We start from the raw sequence: 17,113 nt of genomic DNA on the forward strand, positions 1-17,113 counted from the left end.
TTTTATGATACGCTACCTTTTTATTTTGCTCTTTTTTGTAGTTCGTTTACTGTTACGAACTGATAGCCCTTCTTAGATAAAGAGTCTAAAATACCTTCAATGGTTTGTAAACTTTCATTAGACTCATCATACATAGAGTGCAGTAAAATGATAGAACCTGGTTTTACATTTTTATTAATATATTCAATTTTATCAGCAGCAGATTTATAAAAAGTATCAGGTTCAAGGTCCCATGTGATTGTTTCGATATTGTTTTTATTTAAATAATAGGGCAGACCAATTAGCTTTTTCCCGTTAGGTGGTCTAAAATCAATTGCGCCTGTAAATCCTGTTTGGCGGATTAATGCATTCGTTTTTTCTATTTCTTCTTTAATAAAAGAAGGTGTTTTAAAAACCATTCTGTTATGAGAATATGTATGGTTTCCAATTTGGTGTCCAGATTGTACGATAGCTTCTCCTAACGGTAGGTTTTTCTCTAATTCATTTCCGATTAAAAAGAAAGTAGCTTTTGCATTGTATGTATCTAGTAGCGGTAATATTTGTTTTACATTGTTCGTAGGACCATCATCAAAAGTTAAAGCAATCACCTTTTCATTTGTTTCTACGCGATTTGTTAAATCTCCAAATAATTGAAAGCCTCTTGCATTCATCAATTTGTATGTTCCGAATAATGCTACAGTAATAATGAATAATGTAACGATTGTAATGATTATTTTCTTTTTCATAACGCAACCTCACTATATTTTTGGATTGGACTAAAAAGTATTATATCAAACTAAGTAATTGCATGCTTTAAAAAGGATGTGGATGCAAGGGGAAGGAATTTATCATATAATAAAATACAAAAGGTATATTAGGAGGTGTTTATATGGCGATTATAATTCAATTGCCAGACACTGCAACGTCTCATGCAAAGCCAAGTATGGAAATGGCGATACTTTGCGTGAGGTAGACAAGTAATATACAATTTATCGCCAAAATGAGCTCGTATCATTTTTTATATTTGGCTTTGCACCTTATTGAAATGAACCATAAAAAATAAGGGGCGAGCAGAAATGAAATACGTTAAAGCAGCGACGGTTTTACCAGAGAGTTTAATTGCTGAAATTCAAAAGTATATACAAGGTGAAACAATTTACATTCCAAAACAAGAAACAAAGCATTATAAATGGGGTGCACGATCTGGAGGAAGAAAACAATTAGATGAAAGAAATAAAGCGATTAAAGAAGCGTTTAAAAGTGGGATTTCTGTTCATCAACTTGCAGAGGAGTATTTTCTGTCCGGAGAAACGATTAAAAAGATAGTGTATTCTAAATGAAGATAAAAGAGTCTAGTTCAAATATTATTTTGAACTAGACTCTTTTTGCTTTGTATGTATCGGATATATTGTGAATGAATGGACAAGATAATAGCAAAAATGTGCCGTTTTTTTACTAAATAAAATACATAGTATTTGAGTGAAAAGCAGAAAGGTGAATAGATATGAATCATATTGGACAAATAACGATAGAGCTTTTAATTGGTTTCTTTGTTCTATTGATTGCTACTAAAATATTAGGGAAGACACAAATATCTCAGTTAACGCCCTTTGATTTTATTTCTGCCATTGTTCTCGGAGAATTAGTCGGAAATACTATATATGATCCGGAAATAAAAGTATGGTCTATTTTATATGCAGTACTTGTATGGGTAGTGTTAATCTATTCAATAGAAGTGATAACACAAAGATTTAGAGGGACGAGAAGTTTTTTTGAAGGCTCCCCTTCAATCATTATCCGTAATGGATATATTGATCGGGAACAATTAAGTTCAAATCATTTGGATATTAATCAACTACAACAAATGCTTAGGCAACAAAAAGACATATTTTCAATCAGAGAAGTTGAATATATGATTTTGGAACCTAATGGGAACATAAGCGTTCTAAAGAAAAGTAAATACGAATCACCCACTATAAATGATTTAAGTTTAAAACATAAGCCTGTATACTTACCGATTTCATTAATTAGTGATGGGAAAGTAGTGAAAGATAATTTGAGAGAAGCTGGCTTTGATGAAGGGTGGCTTTATAAACAAATAAAGCAAAAAGGGATTACTAAATTTGAAGACGTGTTATATGCAGAATGGAAAACAGACGATGGTTTCTTTTGTCAGGAAATGAAGCGCTAGAACATAATCGAAGTATGTAATATTCGTTTCTAAGTTATCTTTTACATATCAAAAAGCTGAATCTTTGTATACAATAAAACTAGATCAACAATTTGTATGGAGTGATAAAGATGGAAGCTTTTATTAGAAGTGATCAATATAATTTTATAAAATCACAAGCTTATATTTTAGCAAATGGGCACGCAACGGCAAATGATAGAGGTGTAATTCAAGCGTTAAAATCGCTTGCGATTGAAAAGATAATACATGTATTTGAGAATTTAACGGATGAGCAGAAAGAGTTAATTGATACAGTATTAACAGTTCAAAATAGAGAAGATGCAGAATCGTTTTTAATGAAAATAAATCCGTATGTCATTCCGTTTCAGGAAGTTACAGCGCAAACATTAAAAAAACTATTTCCTAAAGCGAAAAAGTTAAAACTGCCTGATATGGAAGAAATAGATATGAAAGAATTATCTTATTTAAGCTGGATTGATAAAGGGTCAAGCAGGAAATTTATTATAGCAAAAAATGATAAAAATAAGTTTGTTGGTCTGCAAGGAACGTTTCAAAGTTTAAATAAAAAGAGCATTTGTTCATTATGTCATGGACATGAAGAAGTTGGGATGTTTTTAGTTGAAATTAAAGGTGATGTACCGGGAACTTTTGTGAAAAAGGGAAACTACATTTGCAAAGATGGTGTAGCTTGTAATCAGAATATGAAATCACTTGATAAATTGAACGATTTTATTGAACGATTGAAGAAGTAAAGAAAAAACCTCTAGTATTTTGAAGTGAACCCGAATAGTGGTACATGAAAAAAACACCTCCTGAATTCGCATACTAAGTGAAGTGACCCAATGAAATAAGACAAGGAAAAAACACCTCTTATACCGTATTTAATTTAAATACGAATATACGGAGGTGTTTCTTTTATGGGAACGAGAAAATCTTATTCAGAAGAAATTAAATGGAAAGCAATCGAGCTGAAAAAACAAGGATACACAAATAAAGAAATTATGGAACAATTAGGGATTAAAAATAAAGCACAGATTAAAACTTGGATGAAGTGGCATCGTGAAGGTGAAACGTATCGTTTTAGTCGCCCTGTAGGAAAACAAAGTACGCTATAAAAGGCTAGTGAAGAAGGTATAACTGAAATCGAGAAGCTTCAGATAGAGAATCAGAAATTAAAAATGCAACTAGATATTTTAAAAAAGTACCAAGAAATCGAGAGGAGTTGGTTAAAGAAGTAGTTGTAGAAGTAGTGGAGTTAATGAAAGATGAGTACTCCATTAAAGAGATATGTATATTAATTGGTATACCTCGTTCTACTTATTATCGATGGAAAAATAAAGTGAAAGATGTAAAGGAAGCAAAATTAGAACAGGCTATTTTGACAATTTGTATGACAAATCACTTTCGATATGGACATCGAAAAGTTACTGCTTTATTGAAACGAAAATATAATTATCACCTAAATCGAAAAACTGTACAAAAAATAATGCAAAAGAAAAATTTACAATGTAGGGTTAAAAGAAAGAGAAGAACCTGGATCAATGGAGAAAGTAGAATTGTTGTAGAGAATCTCTTAAATAGAAACTTTCAAGCTAACAAGCCAAATGAAAAATGGGTTACAGACATTACATATTTGCCATTTGGTACAGAGGTGTTGTATTTATCAAGTATTATGGATTTATATAACAATGAAATCATTGCATATGAAATAAGTAACAGACAAGACGTAACACTCGTCTTAAGAACAGTTGAGAAGGCGATAAAACTGCAACAAAAGACTCAAATTATACTACATAGTGATCAAGGGGCCGTGTATACCTCCTACGCTTTCCAAACGTTATCTAAAAAAAATGGCATTACCACAAGTATGTCCTGTAAAGGAAATTGTCATGATAATGCCGTAATAGAATCTTTTCATTCCTCATTGAAATCTGAATTGTTTTATTCCCAAGAAAAACAAATACATTCAACTTCTACTCTCAAACAACTCATTCACAATTACATTGAGTATTATAATACGGAACGTATTCAAGAAAAGTTAAACTACCTGTCTTCTATAGAATACAAGAAACAGGTAGCATAGTACCAAATTCGTGGGTCAGTTCAGTTCACTTCATTTTTTATATTTTAAAATCCTGAGTGTTTTAATTTGGTTTGTATTTAAAATAATCTGTTTTTTGTTATATTCAAATTGAGGGGAAATATAAGCTACATGAAACTCTTATAGGGATGTAAAGGATTTACTGTTGTATTTTGTGATGAAAAACATATTAATTTTCTTTGTTTTTATATTCGAAAAAGAAAGAAAATTAATATATTCTAAATATTGATAATTATTTAGTTTTTATGGTAAAATATTACATGGATTGTGAAAGATTGATAACTTTTAATTTGAAGTCTTAAATTGTGTTAAATACTTTGTTTGAGAAGAAAGTATTTACATTGCACTATGTTGCAGAATATTTAATTAAGACTGCATAAGATGGGAATTTGATTAATAAGAAGGGAGGTGTATTACTTAATTCCAAGATATATCTTGAAATTCTTATAAATATGTGAAGTTGGTTAAGGAATAAAATGATTTTTTGAGAACATTGAATTTTTGATTTTAGTATTATACGTTAAATGCTTGAAATTTTAAATATTAAATATGCAAAATAGATTAGAGGGATAGAATTGAGTATACATAAAGAAAAATATCATCAATTAACACATCCACAAAGACGGATATGGTATGCGGATAAAATTAATGGAAGTTCCCAGCTACATAATATAGGTGGTTGTGTAAAGATAAATGGAAAAATAGATATTAAATGTTTAGAAAAAACTATTAATACTTTAATAAAAAGAAATGATGCTCTAAGGTTGAGGTTCAAGGAGATAGAGGGTGAACCACTTCAGTATATAGAAAAATTTAATTATGAAACTATAGATTTTTTAGATTTTAGTAATTACGAGGAGCCAAAAGAGCAGCATGAAAAATGGATGAAGAGTATTTTTGGGAGGAATTTCGATTTAGATAATAAACTGTACTATTTCGCTATATATAGGATGAGTGAAAAAGAATATGGCTATTTAATTAAGATTCATCATAGCATATGTGATGGGTGGGGGATGACGCTTGTAGTAAATCAGATAAGTGAAATATATAGTGGATTAATAAATAATGATAAGATTTCTTTGAATGAATGTCCTTCGTACTTAGAATATATAACAGAAGAGCAAGAATATTTGAATTCGAATAGGTTCTTGAAGAATAAAAACTTTTGGAATGATAGAATGAAGGACATGTCAGAAGAATTTTTATATAATTCATCTGATAGTTTAGATGGTAAAAGAGTACGTTTTCATATCAATAGTGATTTGTCAAAGGAAATACAAAAATTTATTAAGGATAAAAAATGTTCTTTGAATACTTTCTTTATAGCAATGCTACTGATGTATATAAAGAAAAATAAAAGTGAAAGTGATATTGTAATAGGTACACCTGTATTTAATAGGAATAGTAAGAATCAAAAGAATACAGTAGGTATGTTTACAAGTACATTGCCTTTTAGATTCAAAATAGAATCTGAAATGAATATAGGAGATTTAATAAAAGGTGTTAATAGGGAATTAAAGCATTGTTTCCTAAATCAAAAATATCCTTATGACCTGCTAGTAAAAGATTTAGAGTTAAGTAAAGGTGGATATGATAGTTTGTTTAAAATGTCTGTAAACTATTATAACTCTAAATTTATCAATGATATTAATGGAATGGAAGTAGAGATTGAAGAGTATTATTGCGGAAATCAAAGTTACTCATTACAACTTATAATCAAAGAATTAGAAGATGAAAATATAGAATTGAATTTCGATTATAAAACTATTGAATATACAGATGAAGAAATTAATATAATGTATAAATGTATGCTGAATATGATCAAAAAAATTTTAAAACATGAACATCTTGAGATTAATGAAATAGAATTAGTATCAGAAGAAGAAAAGAAACTAATCTTGTATAAATTTAATAATACAAATACGGATTATCCAAAAAATAAGACAATACAAGAATTATTTGAAGAACAAGTAGAAAAGTCTCCGGAAAATATAGCGGTAATATGTAATAATGAAAAGTTGACATATAGGGAGTTGAATGAAAAATCGAATAGTTTAGCTAGGGTATTACAAAAAAAGGGAATAAGAGAGAATGATATTATAGGAATTATGGTAAATAGGTCCTTAGAAATGATTATAGGAATTTTAGGAATACTAAAGGCGGGAGGAGCGTATTTACCTATAGATCCGGAGTATCCGAATGATAGAATAAGCTACATGTTAGATGACAGTAAAGCGTCTATACTTTTAGTGGAAAATGAATTGGAAAAAGATATTACGTACAATGGTAAAGTAATGAGTTTGAAAAATCAGTCATTATATAGTGAAGAAAAGAGTAATTTAAAGATTTGTTTTCAACCAGAGCAATTAGCATATGTTATCTATACTTCTGGGACGACAGGAGCTCCAAAGGGAGTTATGGTTAAACAAAAAGGTGTTGTTAATTATATTAATTGGGCAAAAAAAAGCTATGTGAACGGTAATTCTGATTTTCCATTATATTCATCAATAGCGTTTGATTTAACAGTAACTTCTCTTTATACACCACTCATTACGGGAAATAAGATTATCGTATATGAGGGTGAGGATAAATCATTATTAATGCAAAAGATAATAACGGAAAATAAAGTTGATATCATAAAATTAACGCCTACACATTTGAAAATTTTTGAAAATAGTGATTTGTCAAATTCGAAAATAAAGAAATTAATAGTTGGTGGCGAAGAACTAAAAGTAGAACAGGCAAAAAAGATATATCGGTTATTTAATAATGAGATAGATATATACAATGAGTATGGACCGACAGAGGCAACGGTAGGATGTATGATTTATAAATATAATGCAAAAGAAGATAAGGGTATTTCTGTTCCAATTGGTATCCCCGCACAGAACACAAAACTATATGTTTTAGGAAAGAATATGGAGCTACTTCCAATTGGTTTAGCGGGAGAACTATATGTTGGTGGAGATGGAGTTGGAAGAGGATATTTAAACAAAGAAGAGCTTACAGATGAAAAATTTGTATCAAATCCATACATACCAGATGAAAGGATATATCGAACTGGAGACCTTGCAAGGTGGTTACCAGATGGAAATATGGAGTATTTGGGAAGGATAGACCATCAAGTAAAGATAAGGGGATTTAGAATAGAACTGGGAGAAATAGAAAGTCAGTTGTTAAGAAATAGAGAGATTAAGGATGTTGTTGTCATAGATAAGGAAGATGGGTGTGGGAATAAATACCTATGTGCTTATGTGGTAAGTGAAAAAGAAGTTAAAGAATTGAACTTAAGAGCGTATCTCAAGGGGATTTTACCAGAATATATGATTCCATCTTATTTTATAAATCTTAAAAGGATACCTTTAACCCTTAATGGAAAGCTTGATAGAGCAGAACTTCCAGAGCCAAATTTAGTTGAGGTTTTCAATGAATATAAACCACCGAGAAATGAAATAGAAGAGGCCTTGGTGAAAGCATGGATTGATATATTAGGTGTAAACAAAGTAGGAATAAATGATAATTTTTACGAAATTGGAGGAGACTCCATAAAAGCTATACAGATTTCTTCAAAATTAAAAAATTTAGGATTAGATATTAGAGTAAAAGATATTCTAACTTACGAATCTATTGGTGAAATTGCTGCTACAGCTCAGTTAGTGAAAAGTAATAGAGATATAGACAACGGTATAATGGAAGGCACAATTAATAATACGCCGATCATAGAATGGTTTTTTAATAAGAAGTTCTTCAAAGAGAACGTGTATAATCAATATATACAATTAGAATTTAAGCGTAGTATGGATATAAATCATATTAAAAAATCGATAAAAGAAATCATTCGTCACCATGATTCTTTAAGAATTAATTATGATATTTCAAACGGTGGTTTATTTTACAATAATTCACATTTAGAAGAAGAGGCTGTGGAGTGCATTGAGCTAGCCGGATATAGTTACAGAGATCAATTAAATGTAATAGATAAAACTAAAAATGAAATTAAAAATGGTTTTAATTTAGAGAATAGTATTTTATTTAAATTAGTTATATTTAACTTAGGGGAAGGTAAGCAAAGTTTGTTATTCATGGCACATCATTTAATAGTTGATGGGATTTCATGGAGAATAATATTGGAAGATTTTCTGACGGCACTAAAACAATTGAATAACAAAAAAGAAATAAAGCTACCCATGAAAACACACTCTTATAAAGCTTGGGGAGAGGCTTTAAAAGAGTATAGTAACAAAGGATTTGATGAAGAAAAAGCTTATTGGCACTCAATTTCAGGTAAAGAATTTAAGTATCCGATAGATTTTAATAAAGGCGAAGCTAGTATAATGACCACTAATGTTTTGAGTGGGGAATTAGACGAGGGTAGGTTAAAAGATTTAATACAAAGGGTAAAAGAAATTTATAATTTGGAGTTAAATGAAACTTTAACAATTGCATTAGTAATAGCAATTAAAGATCTAACTAATAAAAATGATATTATAATTGAACTTGAAAGACATGGAAGAGAAACTATAGATGAATATATTGATGTATCTAGAACCGTCGGGTGGTTTACAAGTATGTATCCTGCTTACTTCTTTTTGGATTCTGAAAATATAGATAATAATATCAAGTCAATAAAAGAGCAACTTAGAAACATACCTAATAAAGGTTTTAATTATAGTATTTTAAAATATTTAAACGAGGGGTTACCAGATGATGGGGATAATTCTATAAGATTTAATTATCTGGGTGACTTTGATAGCGTTTTAGATGAAGAAACATTAAGTTTATCAAGTGTTAAACTGGGTCTGGAGAATAATAAAGAAAATTTATTAACATCACTAATAGATGTAGATGTTATGGTAGTCAATAAAAAGTTAAAGATAAATTTTACTTACAGCAGGAATAAGTTTGAAGATGCAACAATTCAAAACTTTATTGATAAGTATGTAGGTATATTGGAAATGATTTTGAATAAATGTGTAAAGATGGATTCAAAGGAATTTACTCCATCTGATTTTGATGTTATAGGAATTTCGCAAGAGGAGCTAGATTCTCTATTTGAATAGAAAATGTTTTTGGGGCTATCATGACTGGCAAGGTAGGGATGGTAGTATTTATAAAGGTATTAATTAAATTATAGGGGATTATAATAATATGGAAAAATTAGATAAAAAAAATATAGAAAATATTATGAGGTTAACTAGTTTACAACAAAGTATGTTATTTTCCTACGTTATGGATGCAGATAGTAGGGAGTGTCATGAGCAATTAAGTTTGATCATTTCTGGTGATATCAAATTGGATTTATTGGAAAAATCATGGAACTTTGTAGTGGAAAATAATGAAATGCTGAGGACTGTTTTTAGATGGAAGGGTATCGAAAGTCCTGTGCAAATAGTTAAAAAGAATCACGAGATAACAATACATTCTTTTGATTTTACTAATGAATTAGAGAAGTGCAGAGAAGTCGAAAAAATTAAGTTGAAAGATTTAAACACAAGAATTGATATAACAAAGGAAACATTAAGGGTTTACTTGTGTAAATTAGAAGATTATAAATATGAAATGATTATAACTAACCATCATATTTTATATGATGGTTGGAGTAATGGAATTATATTAAAAGAGTTATTTGATGCATATTCTTGTTTTTATGATGGAAGTAGGCCTCAAAAATTAAAAAAGACGAAATTTAGTGAATTTGTCAATTACACTACAAAATTGAATAAAAATGATCATAAAAAATATTGGGACTATTATTTTAATGGATTAAACGAAGTACGGTGCTGCTTTGAAGGGAAAGAAAAAGGTAAATACAAAGAAATTTTGTATAAATTAGATAGTGAAACTGCACGTAAGATTGAAGAGTTCTCAAAAAAGAATAGGGTATCTTTAGCGGCGTTATTATATACAACTTGGGGAATTTTAATGCAAAAATTTAGTGATTCTAAAGAAGCCATATTTGGAACAACAGTATCAGGTAGAACTGATAAGATTAGAAATATAGATAGTATGGTGGGTTTGTTTATCAATATTATTCCAATTGTAGTGAAATCAAAGGATGAAGATTCATTAATTGATGTAGTTCGACGTGTTGATGAAACCCTTAGTGAAAGAAAAGATTTTGAAAATACACCCTTAGTTGATATAAAGGAATATCTTAATTTAAAAACTAATGAAGAACTTTTTAATTCAGTAGTTACAGTAGAAAATTACCCGTTAACTATAAGTGAAAATAAAGCTTTGACTATAGAAGAGTTTTCTATGATTGAAAAAAATAATTATAATATAAGTTTGCAAATATTAACTTTTGATGGAATTGAATTTAAATTTGATTTTAATAGTTTGGTAGTGAATGAGGATATAGTTAGAGGGTTTACAGAGAAATTAGATAATATCATAAATAGTTTGTTAAAAAATGGAGATATAAAATTATCAGAATTGGAGTTATTATCAGAAAGAGAGAAAAATCAAATATTATTTGATTTTAATGATACTGATGCATGTTACCCTAGAGATATAACGATACAAAAAATCTTTGAAGAACAGGTAGAAAAAACACCAGATAAAGTGGCTGCAGTCTTTGAGGAAAATAAATTAACTTATAAGGAATTAAATGAAAAAGCAAATAGTCTAGCGCGAGAATTAAGAAAAAAAGCTATATTGCCTGAAACTGTTGTAGCTGTAATGTTGGAACGTTCTGTAGAAATGATAGTGGGAGTGCTAGGTGTTATTAAGTCTGGTGCGGCCTATATGCCAATAGATCCTGATTATCCAAAAGAAAGAGTAAATTACATATTAAAAAATAGTGATGTGGATTTAATAATAACAGAATCAAAATTTATAGATAACGTTGATTTGGACTGTGAAATTATAAATATAGATGAAGAGAGTGTGTTTATTAACGATAAATCAAATTTAGATATAATAAATACACAAGAAGATTTATTGTATGTTTTATATACATCAGGTACTACTGGGAAACCTAAAGGTGTAATGGTAACACAAGGTAATTTAGTAAACATGGTCTATAGTTGGACAAGTCATTATCAATTAAATGAATTTGATGTTAATTTATTACAGATGGCGAGTATATCATTTGACGTGTTTTCAGGAGATTTGTGTAGGAGCTTATTAACTGGAGGTACAATGTATATATGTCCAAATGATATAAAAATAAATATGGAAGAGTTATATCGAATAATTGAAGAAAATCGAATAAGTATATTTGAATCAACGCCAAGTTTAATTTCAATATTCATGGATCATGTGGGCGAGAGACAGTTGGAATTGAGTACTTTGAAATTACTAATATTAGGATCGGATAGTTGTTCTATAGAGGATTATAGAAGGTTAACGAGGAAATATGGAAAAACTATGCGGATAATAAATAGTTACGGAGTAACAGAAGCAACAATAGATTCAAGTTATTACGAGGAAAAAACACAGAATATTCCTAAGGGTTTGATTAATACACCGATAGGAAAGCCGATGCATAATACTAAATTTTATATATTGAATGAAGCTTATGAGGTTCAACCTATAGGTGTAATAGGTGAGCTTTATATAGGTGGTGCAGGGGTATCAAGAGGATATTATAACAATCAAGAGTTAACCGCAGAGAAATTTATTGATAATCCTTTTATAGTCGGAACAACAATGTATAAAACGGGCGACTTAGCAAGATGGCTGCCTGATGGGAATGTGGAGTTTTTAGGAAGAATAGATAATCAAGTTAAAATAAGAGGTTTTAGAATAGAACTTGGAGAGATAGAAAATAAATTATTAAAACATGAAAATATTAATGAAGCAGTGGTTTTAGCAAGCGAAACTGAAGAAAGTGAAAAATATATATGTGCGTATGTCGTAGGAAATAAAGATATTAAAGAATTAAATTTGAAAGGCTATTTAAGAGATCATTTGCCAAAATATATGGTGCCGCCTTACATTGTACAAATGGAAAAGATGCCATTAACCCCTAATGGAAAGCTTGACAGAAAAGCGTTTCCTAAGCCGATGCTGGAAGAGAGTATAAATGAATACGAAGCGCCGAGAAATAAAATGGAAGAAATTTTAGTAAATGTCTGGTGTGACGTACTGAAGCTAGAGAAAGTAGGGATTAATGATAACTTTTTTGATTTAGGAGGACACTCTTTAAAAGCAACAATATTAGCAGGAAGAATTCGTAAAGAGTTGGATGTAGAAGTACCACTTAAAGAAATATTTAATCTGTCCGACATAAAAGGCCTGTGTGAGTATATTTTAACCGTTAATAAAAAACAATACGAAGGTATAGAAAAAGTAGAAGAAAAAGAATATTATGAAGCATCCTCAGCACAAAAAAGAATGTATCTACTCAAAGAATTGGATAGAGATAGTATTTCGTATAATATGCCAGGGATTTTGGAAGTAGAAGGTCACCTGGATATAAATAAATTAATTGAAGCATTTACAAAATTAATTAAAAGGCATGAAACATTAAGGACAAGTTTTTATGCCAAAGAAGATAAAATCGTACAAAAAGTACACGCAGCAGAAGATATGGAATTTGAAATAGAAAAAATAGATGTTCAAAGTGAGGAAGAAATAAAAGAAAGAGCTAAGGAATTCGTAAATCCATTTGATTTAGAGAAGGCTCCTTTAATAAGAGTTACTGTATTATGTCTGAAGAAAGATAGACATATTATGTTGTTTGATATGCATCACATAATATCAGACGGTGTTTCAATGAGTATATTAGCAAAAGAATTTAGCCAGTTATATGCCGGCGAAGCTTTAGAAGAATTGAAGGTACAATATAAGGATTATTCAGCATGGCAAGTGAAGCAAAGAGAAAATGAAGAATTTAAAAAGCAGGAAGAATATTGGTTAAAAGAGTTTAGTGGAGAAATCCCAGTATTAAATATGTATACCGATTATACTAGACCAAAAGTAAAAGATTTTAGAGGTGAAAGCATAAGTTTTCTTCTAGATAAGAAAATGACAGGGGAATTAAGAAGGATTGCTAAAGAAACTGGCAGCACTTTGTACATGGTTTTACTAGCTAATATTAACATTTTGTTATCTAAATACAGTGGGCAAGACGATATAGTAGTTGGAAGTGCGATAGCCGGAAGAAACCATAAAGATTTAGAAAATATAATTGGTATGTTTGTAAATACTTTAGCAATAAGAACTAATGTAGATAATGAGTTGGATTTTAAAGAATATTTGAAGTCTGTTAAAGACAAGGTATTAAATGCTTATGAAAATCAAGATTATCAAATTGAAGAATTAGTTGAAAATATAGATGTGAATAGAGAATTAAATAGAAATCCGTTATTTGATGTAATGTTTGTTCTACAAAATATGGATGAAGATAATATAGAGGTACAGGACTTAATTTTTAAGCCTTACGATGTAAGCTATGATGTTGAAAAGTTTGATATAACAATAAATGCGGTAGAGGAAAGTGAAGAAATTAATTTTAATATAAGCTATGCAACTAGTCTATATAAACGTGAAACTATAGAAAGAATGATAGGTCATTTTTTAAATATAATGGAAGGGATATCAAGAAATGCAGGAATTAAACTTAAAGATATCGAAATATTAGGAGAAAGTGAAAAATGTGAATTACTGGTAGATTTTAATGATACGGTAACAGAGTATCCGAGAGGCAAAACCATATATGAACTATTCGAAGAACAAATGACAAAGACACCAGATAATATTGCTGTGGTGGCTGAGAAGAAAAAACTAACGTATAGAGAGCTTAATGAAAAATCTAATTCTTTGGCAAGGATCCTAAAAGAAAAAGGGGTAGGTCCAGACGTAATCGTAGGAATAATAGCTGAACGCTCTATTGAAGTAATTGTAGGAATAATGGCTATACTAAAGGCAGGAGGGGCGTATTTACCCATAGATTTAGAATCTCCACAAGGCAGAATAAAATATATGATAGAAGCTAGTAAAACCAGAATAATATTGGCTCGAAATGCTCAAAAAAGCTGCAATGATTTTGGCTGTGAAGTAATAGATTTAAGTAATGAATGTTTATTTAGTAAAGATAGTAGAAATCTTCAATTCTCACATAAAAGTAATAATCTAGCTTATGTTATATACACGTCAGGAACTACTGGAAACCCTAAAGGTGTAGAAGTTACCCATAGAAATGTAGTAAGGCTTGTTAAAAATACTAACTATATAGAAATTAAGGGTGATGATAGGATACTTCAAACGGGCTCAATAGCTTTTGATGCATCAACTTTTGAAATCTGGGGAGCTCTATTAAATGGTGCAGCTTTACATTTGGTAAGCAAAGAAATAATATTAAATGCTAATATTTTGGAAAAGTATTTAACAAATAACAAAATAACTATACTGTGGTTAACGTCACCGCTATTTAATAAATTAGTTGAAGATAATAAGGGGTTATTTAAATATATAAAATACTTATTGGTAGGTGGGGATGTAGTTTCCTTAAAACATGTAATAATGGCAAGGGAGCATGCCGAGAATCTTAAAGTTGTTAATGGCTACGGTCCAACTGAAAATACAACATTTTCAACATGTTATGAAATAAGTCAAACAACTAAAACACTACCTATCGGGAAACCAATAGCGAATTCTTCTGCTTATATTTTAGATAATAATAATAAATTAGTCCCAATTGGTGTACCAGGAGAATTATGTGTTGGTGGAGACGGATTGGCCAAGGGATATTTAAATAATGAAGAATTAACAAAAGCGAAATTTGTTGAAAATCCATATAAATGTGGAGAAAAAATATATAAAACGGGTGATTTAGCAAGATGGTTACCAGACGGTAATATTGAGTTTTTAGGAAGAATAGATACTCAAGTTAAAATTAGAGGTTTTAGAATAGAAGTTGATGAAATAGAAAGAAGATTGCTAGAGATAGAACAAATAGAAGAAACAGTAGTATTAGCTAGAGGAGAAAATGAAAATAAATATTTGTGTGCGTATTATGTAGCTGAAAAAGAGTATAGTGTTGCGAAATTGAGGGAAAGCCTAAATAAATATTTACCAGACTATATGATTCCGTCATATTTTATAAGAGTAAAGGAAATGCCTTTAACATCAAATGGTAAAGTTGATAGGAGATCTTTACCTGAACCAGAAGGAGAAATTCATACAGGATCGCAATATGAAGCTCCAAGAGATGAATTGGAAAATCAATTGGCAACTATATGGATAAATGTCCTAAAACTAAAAAATATAGGGATTAATGATGATTTTTTTGAATTAGGTGGACATTCTTTAATAGCAACAAAATTAGTTGGTAGAATTCATCAGGAGTTAAATATACAAGTTCCATTGAAAGAAATTTTTGAATTAAGAAATATAAAAAGTCTTAGTAGATATATAAGAAATTCTAGTAAAAGGGCATATCAATCCATGGGTCTAGTTGGGAAAAAGGATTATTATGCAGTCTCATCAGCTCAAAAAAGAATGTATATTTTACAAGAATTTGATAAAAGCAGTATAGCTTATAATATTCCGATTGCTTTAGAAATTGTTGGTGATTTTCAAATTGAAAAAGTTGATGGAATATTCTTGGATTTAATAGAGAGGCATGAAACCTTAAGGACAACTTTTTATAGTGAAAATCAAGAAATATTACAACGAATTCATAACGTAGATGAACTTCAGTTTAATATTGATAAAATTGATATTAGTGATACGAGTGAAGAAACTAGAGATGAAAAATTAAAAGGGGAGATCAAAAGATTTATAAAATCTTTTGATCTGGAAAAGTTCCCCTTATTTAGAGTGTCAATTATAAAGTTAGAAGAAAACAAATGTGTTATGTTGCTAGATATGCACCATATAATTGCGGATGGAACTTCAATGGCCATTCTAACGAAAGAGTTCCTTACTTTGTATGCAAATGAAAAGTTAGAAAAGCTAAGAATCCAATATAAAGATTATTCTACATGGCAGCAAGATAGCAAAAGGACATTAGAGTTTAAAAGTCAAGAGGAATATTGGCTAAATGAGTTTAGTGGGACTATACCAACTTTAAATTTACCTACTGATTATTCTAGATCAGAAGTGAAGAGTTTGAAGGGGAACAGTATACAATTTATTTTGGATAAAGAAATAACGAGCAGTTTAACTAAAGTAGCAAAAGAAACGGGAAGTACTTTGTATATGATTTTATTGTCTAATATTAATATATTATTATCAAAGTTTAGTGGACAAGAAGATATAGTAGTAGGAACACCAATAGCTGGTAGAAATCATAAAGATATAGAAAACGTAGTAGGAATGTTTGTAAATACTTTGGCTATAAGGACCGTTGTTAAAGGTGAATTAACCTTTAGGGAATATTTAGAAAATGTTAAACAGAAGACGTTAAAAGCTTATGAAAATCAGGAGTATCAATTTGAAGAATTAGTTGACAAGGTAGGTGCTAAACGTTCGCTAAATAGAAATCCGATATTTGATGTAATATTTGTATTACAAAATTTTGAAGAAACTAGCATGGAATTAGATGGTATAACGTTTAGGACATACGACTTGAATAATTATGATAATATAGAAAAGTTTGATATGACGATAGAGACTTATCAAAGTGATGAGGAACTTCACTTTAAATTGAGCTACATAGCTGATTTATATGATAAACAAACGATAGAAAGAATAGCTCAATTACTCCAAGATTTAATGGAATTAACGAGTACTATTTATTTAGATAGAAAAATATGTGATATAGAGTTGTTGACTAATGAAGAGAAACAAATGTATAAAGAGGAATTTAACTACTATAATTCAAATGAGTTTGACTTTTCGATGTAAACTGTGTAGATATATACGAAATTTTTGTTATTTAATACTAGGTG

Annotated in this window: 6 protein-coding genes and 1 pseudogene; 6 read left to right on the forward strand and 1 reads right to left on the reverse strand. The window is 29.8% G+C overall.

Annotated elements, in window-relative coordinates:
• Nucleotides 1-20 precede the first annotated feature (20 nt).
• Nucleotides 21-725, reverse strand: a complete 705-nt coding sequence (locus ATN06_RS09220; RefSeq protein WP_060630376.1) for a polysaccharide deacetylase family protein — start codon at nt 723-725, stop codon at nt 21-23.
• A gap of 330 nt (nt 726-1,055) precedes the next feature.
• On the opposite strand from ATN06_RS09220, the gene ATN06_RS09225 reads away from it, so the two are divergent.
• From ATN06_RS09225 to ATN06_RS09255, 6 genes and pseudogenes are all read left to right on the forward strand, one after another.
• Entirely contained in the window at nt 1,056-1,319 is a 264-nt protein-coding gene (locus ATN06_RS09225; RefSeq protein WP_060630377.1) for a CD3324 family protein, read from the forward strand.
• 164 nt (nt 1,320-1,483) lie between these two features.
• Nucleotides 1,484-2,170 carry a DUF421 domain-containing protein gene (locus ATN06_RS09230; RefSeq protein ID WP_060630378.1) on the forward strand — a complete coding sequence of 229 codons (687 nt, stop codon included), beginning with the start codon at nt 1,484-1,486 and terminating at the stop codon, nt 2,168-2,170.
• A 110-nt stretch (nt 2,171-2,280) separates the two neighbouring features.
• The gene (locus tag ATN06_RS09235) at nt 2,281-2,922 is read left to right on the forward strand and encodes a FusB/FusC family EF-G-binding protein (RefSeq protein WP_060630379.1); all 642 of its coding nucleotides are present in this window, start codon (nt 2,281-2,283) and stop codon (nt 2,920-2,922) included.
• A gap of 165 nt (nt 2,923-3,087) precedes the next feature.
• Nucleotides 3,088-4,253: pseudogene (locus ATN06_RS09245) on the forward strand (IS3 family transposase).
• Nucleotides 4,254-4,846: 593 nt separating this feature from the next.
• Nucleotides 4,847-9,331: a non-ribosomal peptide synthetase gene (locus ATN06_RS09250; RefSeq protein ID WP_060630381.1), complete on the forward strand. Its 4,485-nt coding sequence runs from the start codon at nt 4,847-4,849 to the stop codon at nt 9,329-9,331.
• Nucleotides 9,332-9,419: 88 nt separating this feature from the next.
• Nucleotides 9,420-17,069 carry an amino acid adenylation domain-containing protein gene (locus ATN06_RS09255; protein ID WP_060630382.1) on the forward strand — a complete coding sequence of 2,550 codons (7,650 nt, stop codon included), beginning with the start codon at nt 9,420-9,422 and terminating at the stop codon, nt 17,067-17,069.
• Nucleotides 17,070-17,113: the final 44 nt, after the last annotated feature.

The sequence above is a fragment of the Bacillus thuringiensis genome, from assembly GCF_001455345.1.
GTDB classification, from domain to species: Bacteria; Bacillota; Bacilli; order Bacillales; family Bacillaceae_G; genus Bacillus_A; species Bacillus_A thuringiensis_N.

Bases quoted from the DNA above. Each gene is read 5' to 3' on its own strand.
- ATN06_RS09225 (WP_060630377.1), top strand. From the start codon at position 1,056: ATGAAATACGTTAAAGCAGCGACGGTTTTACCAGAGAGTTTAATTGCT.
- ATN06_RS09230 (WP_060630378.1), top strand. From the start codon at position 1,484: ATGAATCATATTGGACAAATAACGATAGAGCTTTTAATTGGTTTCTTT.
- ATN06_RS09255 (WP_060630382.1), top strand. From the start codon at position 9,420: ATGGAAAAATTAGATAAAAAAAATATAGAAAATATTATGAGGTTAACT.
- ATN06_RS09235 (WP_060630379.1), top strand. From the start codon at position 2,281: ATGGAAGCTTTTATTAGAAGTGATCAATATAATTTTATAAAATCACAA.
- ATN06_RS09220 (WP_060630376.1), bottom strand. From the start codon at position 725: ATGAAAAAGAAAATAATCATTACAATCGTTACATTATTCATTATTACT.